This is a genomic window from Streptomyces sp. NBC_01142, assembly GCF_026341125.1.
Classification (GTDB): Bacteria; Actinomycetota; Actinomycetes; order Streptomycetales; family Streptomycetaceae; genus Streptomyces.
The window spans coordinates 668,796-681,161 of the sequence record NZ_JAPEOR010000003.1; the positions used below are offsets into that span (position 1 = coordinate 668,796).

At 68.4% G+C, this 12,366-nt stretch carries 13 protein-coding genes; 5 read left to right on the top strand and 8 right to left on the bottom strand.

The features are described from left to right. Positions 1 to 3: 3 nt before the first annotated feature. Positions 4 to 996: a dihydroxyacetone kinase subunit DhaK gene (dhaK, locus tag OG883_RS37105; protein WP_266551063.1), complete on the bottom strand. Its 993-nt coding sequence runs from the start codon at positions 994 to 996 to the stop codon at positions 4 to 6. A gap of 72 nt (positions 997 to 1,068) precedes the next feature. Beyond that, positions 1,069 to 2,025 carry a DUF3048 domain-containing protein gene (locus OG883_RS37110; protein WP_266551065.1) on the bottom strand — a complete coding sequence of 319 codons (957 nt, stop codon included), beginning with the start codon at positions 2,023 to 2,025 and terminating at the stop codon, positions 1,069 to 1,071. Positions 2,026 to 2,188: 163 nt separating this feature from the next. Between OG883_RS37110 and polX the strand changes: the two genes are divergently transcribed. Beyond that, complete coding sequence (polX, locus tag OG883_RS37115) at positions 2,189 to 3,931, top strand: DNA polymerase/3'-5' exonuclease PolX (protein WP_266551066.1); 1,743 nt, start codon at positions 2,189 to 2,191, stop codon at positions 3,929 to 3,931. Between the two features lie 18 nt (positions 3,932 to 3,949). On the opposite strand, the gene OG883_RS37120 is transcribed toward polX, so the two are convergent. Next, positions 3,950 to 4,954 carry a PHP domain-containing protein gene (locus OG883_RS37120; protein ID WP_266553158.1) on the bottom strand — a complete coding sequence of 335 codons (1,005 nt, stop codon included), beginning with the start codon at positions 4,952 to 4,954 and terminating at the stop codon, positions 3,950 to 3,952. Between the two features lie 247 nt (positions 4,955 to 5,201). Here OG883_RS37120 and OG883_RS37125 point away from each other — a divergent pair, with 247 nt between their 5' ends. From OG883_RS37125 to OG883_RS37135, 3 genes are all read left to right on the top strand, one after another. Beyond that, positions 5,202 to 5,690 carry a hemerythrin domain-containing protein gene (locus OG883_RS37125; RefSeq protein ID WP_266551068.1) on the top strand — a complete coding sequence of 163 codons (489 nt, stop codon included), beginning with the start codon at positions 5,202 to 5,204 and terminating at the stop codon, positions 5,688 to 5,690. 138 nt (positions 5,691 to 5,828) lie between these two features. Further along, positions 5,829 to 6,152 carry a plasmid stabilization protein gene (locus OG883_RS37130; RefSeq protein ID WP_266551069.1) on the top strand — a complete coding sequence of 108 codons (324 nt, stop codon included), beginning with the start codon at positions 5,829 to 5,831 and terminating at the stop codon, positions 6,150 to 6,152. Positions 6,153 to 6,432: 280 nt separating this feature from the next. After that, positions 6,433 to 6,930 (top strand): DUF6328 family protein, encoded by a 498-nt coding sequence (locus OG883_RS37135; protein WP_266551070.1) that lies wholly within the window; start codon positions 6,433 to 6,435, stop codon positions 6,928 to 6,930. A gap of 35 nt (positions 6,931 to 6,965) precedes the next feature. On the opposite strand, the gene OG883_RS37140 is transcribed toward OG883_RS37135, so the two are convergent. After that, complete coding sequence (locus tag OG883_RS37140) at positions 6,966 to 7,361, bottom strand: SHOCT domain-containing protein (RefSeq protein ID WP_266551071.1); 396 nt, start codon at positions 7,359 to 7,361, stop codon at positions 6,966 to 6,968. 268 nt (positions 7,362 to 7,629) lie between these two features. Between OG883_RS37140 and OG883_RS37145 the strand changes: the two genes are divergently transcribed. Then, on the top strand, positions 7,630 to 8,262 hold the full coding sequence (locus OG883_RS37145) for an LAETG motif-containing sortase-dependent surface protein (protein ID WP_266551073.1): 633 nt from the start codon (positions 7,630 to 7,632) through the stop codon (positions 8,260 to 8,262). Between the two features lie 78 nt (positions 8,263 to 8,340). Here OG883_RS37145 and OG883_RS37150 read toward each other — a convergent pair whose 3' ends face one another. The 4 genes from OG883_RS37150 to OG883_RS37165 form a co-directional block, all read right to left on the bottom strand. Continuing rightward, positions 8,341 to 9,237 (bottom strand): TauD/TfdA family dioxygenase, encoded by an 897-nt coding sequence (locus OG883_RS37150; RefSeq protein WP_266551075.1) that lies wholly within the window; start codon positions 9,235 to 9,237, stop codon positions 8,341 to 8,343. A 90-nt stretch (positions 9,238 to 9,327) separates the two neighbouring features. After that, on the bottom strand, positions 9,328 to 10,659 hold the full coding sequence (locus tag OG883_RS37155; RefSeq protein ID WP_266551077.1) for an LLM class flavin-dependent oxidoreductase: 1,332 nt from the start codon (positions 10,657 to 10,659) through the stop codon (positions 9,328 to 9,330). 10 nt (positions 10,660 to 10,669) lie between these two features. Then, positions 10,670 to 11,560 (bottom strand): ABC transporter permease, encoded by an 891-nt coding sequence (locus OG883_RS37160; RefSeq protein WP_266551079.1) that lies wholly within the window; start codon positions 11,558 to 11,560, stop codon positions 10,670 to 10,672. Next, entirely contained in the window at positions 11,557 to 12,366 is an 810-nt protein-coding gene (locus tag OG883_RS37165; RefSeq protein ID WP_266551083.1) for an ABC transporter ATP-binding protein, read from the bottom strand. Before OG883_RS37165 ends, OG883_RS37160 begins: the two co-directional genes overlap by 4 nt.

The window sequence follows — 12,366 nt, forward strand, 5'->3', positions numbered from 1 at the left end:
GGTTCAGCGACCCCAGCGGAGCCCGGCGGTCTGCACCGGCGCGTCCCACAGCCGCAGCAACTCCTCGTCGACCTCGCAGAGCGTCACCGAGCAGCCGGCCATGTCGAGCGAGGTCACATAGTTTCCGACGAGGGTACGGGCCACGGCCACCCCCCGCTCGGCGAGCACACGCTGCACCTCGGCGTTGAATCCGTACAGCTCCAGCAGCGGAGTGGCTCCCATTCCGTTGACGAGCGCGAGCACCGGGCCCGACGGCGCCAGATCCTCCAGCACCGCGTTCACCGCGAAGTCAGCGATCTCCCGCGACGTCATCATCGCGCGCCGTTCACGGCCCGGCTCGCCATGGATGCCGATGCCCAACTCCAGCTCACCCGAGGGAAGATCGAAGGTGGGACTGCCTTTCGCGGGCGTGGAGCAGGCGCTCAGAGCGACCCCGAAACTCCGTGCGCTCTCGTTCACCTGCCGGGCGATCGCCTCGACCCGCTCCAGCGGCGCGCCCTCCTCGGCAGCCGCGCCCGCGATCTTCTCGACGAACAGCGTTGCCCCGGTACCGCGCCGGCCGGCCGTGTAGAGACTGTCCGTGACCGCCACATCGTCATTGACCAGGACCTTGGCGAGGCGGACCCCCTCGTCCTCGGCGAGCTCGGCCGCCATGTCGAAGTTGAGCACGTCGCCCGTGTAGTTCTTCACGATGAACAGCACCCCCTCACCGCTGTCGACCGCGGCGGCCGCCCGCGCCATCTGATCCGGCACCGGCGAGGTGAAAACCTCTCCCGGGCAAGCAGCATCGAGCATCCCGGGCCCGACGAACCCGCCGTGCAACGGTTCGTGCCCCGATCCGCCTCCGGAGACCAGCCCCACCTTCCGGGCGACGGGGGCGTCGCGCCGTACGATCACCCGGTTCTCGACGTCCACGGCCAGCTCGGGATGGGCTGCCGCCATACCGCGGAGCGCGTCCGCGACGACCGTCTCCGGCACATTGATGAGCATCCTCATGGCTGCCTCCTGGGTGACGAGGTGGAGTCGGGATCCGCTGATTCGACAGTACCGAGGGAACGTCGCGAGGTCTCAGCGTGACTCGTACACGATCCACACCTGCCCGGCGGCGAACGTCATGGGTTTGCCGTCCGGAGTGGTGAATGCTGTGTCGGACTGCGCCGTGGCCCGTGACCATACGGTCTCGTACGCCCTGCCTTCGCGCAGCACGAGGGCAGTGCCGGAACCCACCGTCTCGGTGTAGGGGGAGGTGTTCCCCGACCGGTCGCGGAAGAGCGACGGGCGTACGGTCACGGACTGCACGACGACCGTGGCCGCACCCAGCCGTTCTCCCTCGGCCGTGCGGGCAGGGGCGCCGTCCATGGCCACCAGCCACCGCTGCCGGTCTGCCGACCAGGTGAAGACGAAGCGTGCCGACGGGTAGCGGACCGTGTGCTCCGTGACTGCCTTTCCGCCCGCCGGCGCGGGACCGAAGCGGAGTCCGATGTCCGCGGCGGCATTCGCTCCGGCAGTGGCGTTCGGCGTACGTGCGGCTCGCAGATAGAGGTTGTGCGGCGCTGCCCGGTCGGAGCTGCGGAAGTAGGCGTCCGGTGCCTTCGAGGGCGGAAGAGCGTCCAGCCGGGCCGCGTCGATGAGCGGTGTGAGCTTGCCCTGTGCCCCGGAGTAGGCGAGCGTGGGCCGGTCGAACTGCCGCAACAGCTCCAGGTCGGTCTCGCGTGCGCTGCGCACCGGGCCGACTACGGCCGGCAGCCGGGAGGAGTAGACGGCGAGTATCCGGCTGAGACCGGCCTCCACCTGCTCGAGGTAGACGATGTCCGCATGATCGAGACCCGTCTGCGGCCGGGCCGGCCCGACGTTGTCGATCTTCACCGCGAGGACCCGGGCGCTCGTTGCGGATTCCTCGGGGGACGGAGGGCGCGGCGGGGCGGTGCGCTCGCCGCCCTGGCATCCGCACGCCGCCATGACGAGCGCCACCGCAAGCGCCACGAGCGGGGCCGCAGCGGATCTCTTCGCTCTCGCTGCGGACATGGCTGCCACCCTTCCGAGTCGGCCGGTCATCAGCCGCACGGGTTCTCACCACCGCGGCGACGACTCCCTCACCCATCATCACGCCGAAAGACCGGCCGGAGGTTGCAGCAGGTGGCGGAGCGAACGGCGAATATCGTCGGGCGATGGCGGGCACCCCAGGTGTATGGCCAGGGCCAACGAGGAGGTCGAGGCGCTTCTTCAGAAGTACGCCGACCTCATCGCGATCACCGGCGGTGAAGCCTTCAAGGCGCGCGTCTACGAAAAGGCGGCACGTGCGATCGGCGGCTACCACGCCGATGTGTCGAAGCTCGACGTCAAGGGGCTGCGGGACATCCCCAACGTGGGCACGTCGATTGCCGACAAGATCGTGGAATTCCTGAGATCCGGTCATGTCTCCGCCATCGAAGAGACCAGGGCATCGATCCCCGCAGGGGTCCGCGAGCTGATCACCATCCCCACGCTCGGGCCCAGGAAGGCCATGGCCCTCTATGAGGAGCTGGGAGTCTCCTCCGTGGACCAGTTGCTCGACGCCATTGACGAGGAGCGGCTGCGCGACCTCAAGGGCTTCGGCGAGAAGACCGAGGAGAACATCCTCCACGGCATCGCGCTGATGCAGAAGGCCGGCGGAGGCGGCCGCATCCTCCTCGGCGCCGCGATGGAGATCGCCGAGCAGATCGTCTCCGAACTGTCCGGGATCACGGGCTGTGAAGGATGCACCTACGCCGGTTCGCTGCGCCGCATGCGGGAGACCATCGGGGACGTGGACATCCTGGTGGCCGCCGACCGGTCGGCCCCCTTCATGGAGGCCCTCGGAAGCCTTCCGCACACGGCGGAGGTCATCGCGCACGGGGAGAAGAAGACCTCCATCCGCACGACCAAGGGCCTCCAGATCGATCTGCGCGTCCTTCCGCCCGACTCCTGGGGTGCGGGGCTGCAGTACTTCACCGGGTCCAAGGCGCACAACATCCGCACCCGCGAGATGGCGGTGCGCCACAAACTCAAGCTCTCCGAGTACGGACTCTTCCACGCCGGGAGCGGCAAGAAGATCACCTCGGAGACGGAGGAGGAGATCTACGCCCGCCTCGGTCTGCCCTGGATCCCGCCACCCCTGCGCGAGGACCGCGGCGAGATCGCGGCCGGACTGCGCGAAGAGCTCCCCGACCTTGTGACCGAGAGCGACATCAGAGGTGATCTGCACACCCACACGGACCTCACCGACGGCCTCGCCCCGCTCGAGGACATGATCGCCGCCGCCGCGGCCCGTGGCTACGCCTACTACGCGGTCACCGACCATGCCCCGAACCTCTTCATGCAGCGCATGACAGACGTGAAGATCCTCGCCCAGCGCGAGCGCGTACGAGAACTCGACAGGAAGCACCGCGGGATGCGGCTCCTGCACGGCACCGAACTGAACATCGGCCCGGAGGGCGATGTGGACTGGCCCGACGACTTCCTGGGCGGCTTCGACCTGTGCGTGGCGTCCGTTCACTCGCACTTCAACCAGAGCCGGCAGGCACTGACCCGCCGACTGGTGCGGGCGTGCGAGAACCCCTACGTCGCCGTGATCGGCCACCCCACCACGCGGCTGATCGGGAAACGCCCCGGCATCGACGCCGACTTCGACGCGGTGTTCGAAGCCTGCGCCGGTACGGGCACCGCCCTGGAGATCAACGCACATCCGGAGCGGCTCGATCTGTGCGACGAGGACATCCTGCGGGCCAAGCGGTACGGCGTGAAGTTCGCCGTGAACTCGGACGCGCACTCCGTCACACACCTGCCGTACATGCGGTACGGCGTGGGTACGGCGCAGCGCGGCTGGCTGACGAAGGAAGACGTCATCAACACATGGCCACTGCAGAGGCTGCGCCGCTTCCTGCGCAAGGGCAGGCCGGGAGCTGCTCACTGAGGTGGCGCCCGCGATCCGTCAGCCGGCCCACTCGAGCAGTTCCGCCGCGTGCCAGGTGTTGATCACGCGTTCGGCGGGCACCCCGCACTTCTCCGCGCGGGCACAGCCGATGACCTGCCAGTCCAGCTGTCCCGGGGCATGCGCGTCCGTGTCGATGGCGAAGCAGGTCCCGGCATCCGCCGCGAGGCGCAGCAGACGCAGTGGGGGATCCAGCCGCTCCGGCCTGCTGTTGATCTCCACGGCCGTGCCGTACGCGGCGCACGCCGCGAAGACCTCCTCCGCGTCGAACGTCGACTCCGGCCGCCCTCTGCCGCTGACCAGACGGCCCGTGCAGTGGCCCAGGACGTCGGTCAAGGGGTTCTGTACGGCGGTGACCAGGCGCGGCGTCATCTCCGCGGATTTCATCCGCAGTTCGGAATGGACCGAGGCCACCACGAGATCCAGGCGGCTCAGCAGCTCCGGCTCCTGATCGAGCGAGCCGTCCGACAGGATGTCGCACTCGATGCCGGTCAGCAGCCGGAAGGGCGCCCAGTGCCGGTTGAGCTCCGCCACGACGTCCAGCTGCTCGCGCAGCCGCTCGGCGGACAGGCCGCGCGCGACCGTCAGGCGGGGCGAATGATCGGTGAGCACGGCCCACTCGTGCCCCAGAGCGATCGCCGCCCGGCCCATCGCCTCAATGGGGCTGCCACCGTCCGACCAGTCCGAATGGACATGGCAGTCGCCGCGCAGCAGGGCGCGCAGCTGTGTCCCGCCGTCCGCCAGCGGCTCGGACGCTTCCTCCTCCAGCCGCTGAAGATAGCGCGGTACGTCGCCGTTCAGGGCTTCCCGTACGACCTGCGCGGTCTTCGGGCCGATGCCTTTGACGGCTTCCAGCGACCCTGCCGCCGACCGTTTGGCGATCTGGTCCTCGGACATCTGCGCCAGGGCGGCGGAGGCGGTGCGAAAGGCACGGACCCGATAGGTCTCGGCGCCGGTGCGCTCCAGCAGAAACGCGATCCGGTCCAGCGCCTCCACGGGGTGCATCTCGTCTCCTTCGCCCGCGACGGTCACGCGCGGCCGGGCGTGGTGAACCGCCGCGACCGGGCGGTTGCGGGTTCGTCCTTCCACTTTCGCCTCCCCCGGAGGCGATGGCACGTCGGACGGCTGAGCTCGGGGACCCCTGTCCTTGCCCGGGAACTCCCTTCCGAGTCGCCCGCTGTCGCCTTGGTAGACCCGCGGCGATTGGGGGTAGCCGCTCAGTACCCCGACAGTGAACAGAAGGGAAGAGGACGTGACGAGTACCGATGATGTCGTCGAGCTGATCCTCAAGGACCACCGGACGATGGAAGACCTTTTCCGGGAGATGCGCTCTGTGGAAGGGGACCGTGATGGCGCGCTTCGGGAGTTCTCCGCTCTCCTCGTCGCCCACGCCAAGGCCGAGGAGGCCGAGGTCTACCCCGCACTGCGCCGCTACAAGGACATCGACAACGAGGAGGTCGAGCACGGGGAGGAGGAGCACGACGAAGGCAACCGGGCTCTGCTCGCGTTGCTCGAATCGGACGGTGTCGGCTCCGACGACTGGGACGAGAAGCTGGAGAAGCTCGTCGAGGCGGTCACCCACCATCTCGACGAGGAGGAGCGGACCATTCTGAACGACGCGCGGGAGAACGTCAGTGACGAACGGCGAGCCGATCTTGGGAAGGCCTTCGCCGAGGAACGCCGCAAGCAGCTCGACGTGGGATGCGGCAGCATCGAGAGCGTCCGGAGCCTGGTGGGGTGAAAGGACTCGTCGACGCGGGTAACCGCGGGCCAGGGTCTCCGGATCACCCGGATTGCGGCGATGCCGGGCGCATTGCAGGGTGACTAGGGAGTGCGGACACCTCGCCATGAAAGACATGAAGGACATGAAGGAGCAGTCATGCCTCGAGGTTCGAGCCCCAAGCGTGAACGTCAGTACGAACACATCAAGGAAAGTGCTCAGGACCGCGGCGAGAGCAAGAAGCGCGCGGAGGAGATCGCCGCGCGGACGGTGAACAAGGAGCGTGCCCGTTCGGGTGAGTCCCGCACCGCGAGCAAGAGTTCCACGCAGGACATGTCCTCGTCGGAGCGCGGTGGCCGGCGTTCCCACAGCGGAGCCGAGGGTCCGACGTACGACCAGCTGTACGCCGAGGCGCAGCGCCGCAACATCCACGGCCGGTCCTCGATGAACAAGGACGAGCTCAAGCGCTCACTCGGACGCTGAAGCGACCACCCGGCGTGGCAGCAGCCTCCCGTGTCGGTCAGTGCCTCGACGCACTCCCGTGCCGCTTCCCGCCCCCCAACGCATGCCGGGGCAGCCGCCGTACGTTCCTGGAGCCGAGCAGGGAGTTTGTCCGCTCCGGCTCCGGGCACACGCAATTCGTCCTTCGGTACCGCCGCTCCTGGGGCCGGTGCGGGCCAGTGCGCCGAGAGTGGCTGCGGGGTGCCGCGGGAGAAGTGCTCTATACAAGAGACTGACCCGCTGCGGATTCCTGGAGGTGCCGATGATGCGGCAAGACAATGGCAGTCGTGGCCACGGTCGGGATGAATCCGAGGAGGAGAGAGCGGACCGGCGTTGGGTCGAACTGCTTCAGGAGTTGAGGGTTGCGCAGACCGGCGTGCAGATCCTCTTCGGCTTCCTGCTCACGGTGGCATTTCAGCCGCGGTTCGCGGATCTTTCCTCGACGGACCGGAACATCTACACCATCACGGTGCTGCTGGGGGCTGCGACGACCGGCGCTCTCATCGGCCCGGTGTCCTTCCACCGGCTTCTCACCGGACAGCAGCTGAAGCCGCAGACAGTCGTCTGGGCTTCGCGCCTGACCGTTGTCGGGCTGTTCCTGCTGCTGTGCACGATGGCGTCGGCGCTGCTCCTCATCCTCCGAGTCGTCGTGGACGACTCGCTCGCGCTGTGGCTCGTGGCGGGGATGCTCCTCTGGTTCGTCCTCTGCTGGTTCGTGCTGCCGGTCTGGGCCCGCATCACGCGACCGAGCGAGAAGTGAAACGCCCCTGAGAGGGCACTGCCGCCGGTACGGGGCTACGCGAGGAGCTTGGCCTTGGCCGCGTCGAATTCTTCCTGCGTGAGGTGGCCGCTGTTCTTGAGCTCGGACAGCTTCGCGAGTTCATCCACCTGGCTTTGGCTGCCGTCGGAACCCGCGGCCTTCTGAACGTACTTGCGGAAGGCTTCTTCCTGCTCCTTCACCTGCTTGACGTCTCGTTCACCCATGCCTCGTCCGCGGGCGATGAGATAGACGAGAACGCCGATGAAAGGAAGTAGCAGGGCAAAGATGAGCCATGCTGCCTTGGCCCATCCGCTGAGTGAATCGTCCCGGAAGATGTCCGTGATGACCTTGAACAGCAGGAAGAACCACATGACCCACAGGAAGAAGTACATCATCGTCAGAAACAGATTGAGGAGTGGGTAGTCATCCATGGCTCGAATCACGATCCTTTCGCTGTTTCCTTGATACATCGGGTGGGTCTGTGTCGCATGCGGAGTGCTGCCCGCCCTCATACGGCCCCCGAGGGGCGCGCCCCGGAGCAGTCCGCTACCTGCCTCCGATCAACTGGCGCCGAACACCCGATGTGTTGGGTGGCTCAAGACAGATGTGCGAGGGGTGGGGCGGGTGTAGACCCGTGGGGGCATGGCGGTACTGTGCGCGCACCGCCAGATGGGTGGCGCGGCAACCGTGGAGGAATTTGTGACTGTGAACAAGAGATCGTGGCGGGGTTCGGGGGCCCTGATAGCGGTCGCGACGGCCGGCGTGTTCGGTGTCGGCCTGGCGGCAGGACCGGCGCTGGCGCACACCCCGGCGTGGGCCGTGACCTGCTCCGACGTGAGCGTCGACCTGACCAACTACAGCCCCCAGGCCGAGAACACCGTCACCGTCACGGTGGACGGCAAGGACCTGCTGGCCACTGAGACGTTCAAGGGTGAGTTCCACAAGAAGCTCGAGCTCCCCAAGCACGACAAAGAGGTGACCGTCCGCCTCGTCGTGAAGGCCGGCGACAGTGACGGCCACTCGCGCGACGAGACCAAGAACGCTCCGGTGTGCCAGGACAGCACCCCGACGCCGTCGGCCACGCCGACCACTCCCTCGCCGAGCGCGACGCCGAGCACGCCCACGCCGAGTGCGACGCCGAGCGACACACCGAGCGAGACCACCAGCTCTCCCGCGGCTCCCTCCGACAAGCCGAGCCCCACCTCGCCGCCCCTGGCCGAGACGGGCTCCTCCAGCTCCACGCCGCTGATCGCGGGCGCGGCCGCTGTGGTCATCCTCGCCGGTGGCGGCATCGTGTGGGCCGCGCGCAAGCGCCGCACCGCTCAGAGCTGACCTCGGGGCACGGAAACAGCGGAAAACGCACAGGGCGGGCGGGCCGTCGGGGGACGGCCCGCCCGCCCTGCCGCGTGCTCAGGCCGCGGCAGGCGTGTAGTGGGCGGCCTCGTCACCCTCGACAACACGGCTGAGTGCGCCGTCGACACCGGCCGGGACATCGCCCGCGACCGTCACCCGGTGCAGCAGGCGCGGCAGGTCGCCGTAGTCGTCGGGCGCGTAGTGCTGGGTGATGCGGTTGTCGAACAGGACCAGGTCGCCCGGGGCCCAGGTCCAGCGCACGACATTTTCCGGACGTGTCACATACGACTGGAGAATGCGCAGGATGTCGCGGGACTCGGACGGCGACAGGCCCACCAGAGACTGCGCGAAGCCACCGATGAACAGACCGCGCTCGCCCGACTCCGGGTGGACCCGCACCACCGGGTGCTCGGTGCGGTACTTCCGGGAGACGAACCGACGCCGGTGCTCGGCCGCCTTCTCGCTCTTGGGCTCCGCATAGTCGTACGCGTTGGTGTGAACGGCCCACAGCCGGTCGGCCAGCTCGCGCAGCGCCTCGGGCAGATCCCGGTAGGCGGCGGCGGAGTTGGCGATCAGTGTGTTGCCGCCGTAGGGCGGGACCACCAGGCTGCGCAGGGTGGACGCCTTGGGCGGGGTCCGCAGGAACGTGACGTCGGTGTGCCACTGGTTGGCGCGGATGCCCTCGTCGCCGTCGACCGGGAGGATGTGCGGCTGTCCCTCGACGGACGGCACCGTGGGGTGCGCGGTGGTGAGTTCGCCGAAGAGTGAGGCGAATCGAATCTGAGCGGCGTCATCGAGCTGCTGATCGCGGAAGAAGAGCGCTTTGTGCTCCAGGAGCGCCGCGTTGATCTCGGTGACGATCGCGGGGTCGAGGTCGGCGGAGATGTCGACGCCGAGGATCTCGGCGCCGATGCGGCCGCCGATGCGGCGGATGTCGAAACCGGTGCTGGTCATGCGGATGCTGCCTTTCTCTGGGACGGAGACGGGCTTGGATGGTGGACCGGGACGGGAGAGACGGGCTTTACGCGGTGGCTTGGGACAGGCTTACGTGGTGGCCGTGCGGCCTGCAGGGCGCTCCAGGCCGTAGTGGTCGCGCAGAGTGCGGCCGCTGTACTCGGTACGGAACAGACCCCGGTTCTGCAGCAGCGGGACCACCTGGTCGACGAAGTCCTCGAGTCCGCCGGGCAGATACGGCGGCATGATGTTGAAGCCGTCCGCGGCGCCCTGGGTGAACCACTCCTCGAGCTGGTCCGCGATCTGCTCGGGTGTACCGGCGAAGACCCGGTGGCCGCGGCCGCCGCCGAGCTTGGCGATCAGCTGGCGGATGGTGAGCTGCTCGCGCCGTGCGAGCTCCGCGACCAGCGTGAAGCGGGACTTGTTGCCGTTGATGTCCTGCTCCTCGGGGAGCTCGGGCAGCGGGCCGTCGAGCGGCAGTCCGCCGAGATCCGTGCCGAGCATCCCCGACAGCTGCTGCAGCCCGTACTCGGGTACCTGCAGGCCGGTCAGCTCTTCCTCCAGCGCCAGCGCCTCGGCCTCGGTTCCGCCGATGACGGGGCAGATGCCGGGCAGGATCTTCAACTGATCGGCCTCGCGGCCGTACTTCGCCAGCCGGGACTTGAGGTCCTTGTAGAAGGTCTGGCCGTCGGCGAGGGTCTGCTGGGCGGTGAACACCGCCTCCGCGTACCGGGCCGCGAACTCCTTGCCGTCCTCCGAGGAGCCGGCCTGCACCAGCAGCGGATGACCCTGTGGCGAACGCTGCACGTTCAGCGGCCCGTCGACCCGGAAATGCTTGCCGCGGTGGCCGATCGGCCGTACCGCGTCCACCTCCGTGTAGACGCCGCGCTCGCGGTCGATGACCGGCGCATCGTCCCGCCAGCTGTCCCACAGTTCCTTGGTCACGTCGAGGAACTCCGCGGCCCGCTCGTAGCGCAGACCGTGCTCCAGATGCTCCTCGAGGCCGAAGTTCCTCGCCTCGGCGACATTCCCGGAGGTGACGATGTTCCAGCCGGCGCGCCCACCGCTGAGGTGGTCGAGCGAGGCGAACTTACGGGCCACATGGAAGGGCTCGTTGAAGGTGGTGGAAACGGTCGCGATGAGCCCGATGTGCTCGGTGGCGACGGCCAGCGCGGACAGCAGCGTGAGCGGTTCGAAACCGCCGACCGCGTTGTGGCGGGCATTGCCCCACAGGGCGACGCCGTCCGCGAGGAAGAGCGAGTCGAGCCTGCCGCGTTCGGCAGTGCGGGCCAGCTCCTGGAAGTACGCGAGATCGGTGATCCGCTCCGGCTGGGTGCGCGGGTGACGCCAGGCGGCGTCGTGATGCCCGGCGTTCATGAGGAACGCGTTGAGATGGAACTGGCGTGGAGCGTCGGCGGACATGTGTCGTTCCTCAGTTTCCGGTCGGGGTGCGCCAGGAGGTGAAGCGGCGTTCGAGGGCCACCAGGAGCTGGTTGAAGGCCACGCCGATGGCGGAGATCGTGATGATCCCGGCGTACATCTCGGGGATCGCGAAGTTGAACTGCGAGAAGTTGACGAGATAGCCGAGCCCGGCCTTGGCGCCCACCATTTCGGCGGCGACCAGCACCAGGATGGCGACCGCCCCGGCCAGCCGGATGCCGGTGAACACGGTCGGTACGGAGGCGGGCAGGATCACCTTCTGGAAGATCCTCGGGGCGGGCAGGTCCATCGACCTGGCCAGCCTGAGCAGGGTCGGATCGACGCTGCGCACGGCGCTGATGGTGTTGAGGAGGACCGGCCAGGTGCAGGCGTACAGCACGATCGAGATCTTCGAGGTCTCACCGATGCCCAGCAGCAGCACGAAAACCGGCAGCAGAGCGAGCGCGGCGGTGTTGCGGAAGACCTCCAGCAGCGGCCCGAGGAGATCCGCGAGCGGCCGGTACCAGCCGATCAGCAGGCCGAGCGGTACGGCGATGGCGACCGCGAATCCGAATCCGGTGAACGAGCGCCCGAGGCTGGCCTGTGCGTGTTCGGCGAGCTGCCCGTCCAGAAGCAGCTCCCACCAGGCGACCGCGACCTCGGAGAACGGGGGCAGGAAGATCCGGTCGACCAGGCCGAGCCGGGGCGCGGTCTCCCACACGACCAGCAGCACGCCGATCGCCACGGTCCTGGTGAGGGCGGTCAGCAGGATCCGGCCGGTGCGTCGGACCGGCGCGGGCAGTGCCGGGGCGCGGACCGGCGGGGCGAACGCGGGTTCGGTGCGCTGTGCCGCGCCGCTCACATCGGCGGCGGTCGCCGGCGCCTTCTCGGTGGTGATGGTCATAGCGTTGCCGCCTCCCTCTCCTCTTGCTGGGCCCGGCTGACCTCGTCGCGCAGCAGGCTCCAGATCTGATGACGGTGGTGCGCGAACTCGGGGGTGGAGCGCGGATCGGTGTCGGCGCCGCGGTCGCCGAGGCCGATCGGCACCACCTCCTTGATCCGTCCGGGCCGGGAGGTGAGAACGGCGACGCGCTGCCCGAGATGAACCGCCTCGTCGATGCCGTGTGTGATGAAGACGATGGTCTTGCCGGTGCGCTCCCAGATCCGCAGCAGCTCGTCCTGGAGGGACTCGCGGGTCTGCGCGTCGAGCGCCGCGAAGGGCTCGTCCATGAGCAGCACATCGGGGTCGTACGCGAGGCTGCGTGCGATCGCCACGCGCTGGCGCATTCCGCCGGAGAGCTCGTGCGGATGCCGGTCCTCGAAACCGGTGAGCCCGACGAGCGCGAGGTACTCCCTGGCCCGCTCGGCCCGCTCGCGGCGGGGTACCCGGGTGGCTTCGAGACCGAATTCGACATTGCCCCGGGCGGTGCGCCACGGCAGCAGGGCGTACTGCTGGAAGACGATGCCCCGGTCCAGGCCCGGCCCGGTGACGGGTTCGCCGTCCAGCAGGATCTGGCCGCTGGTGGGTTTCGAGAGCCCGCCCAGGAGGTCGAGGAGCGTGGACTTGCCGCAGCCGCTCGGCCCGACGATGACGACGAACTCGCCGTCGGCGATATCGAGGTCGATGCCGTCCAGCGCGGTGACGTCCTGCTGCTTTCCCCGTACGGGGAAGGTCTTGCCGACGCCCCTGAAGCTGATCTTCGCGGTCAT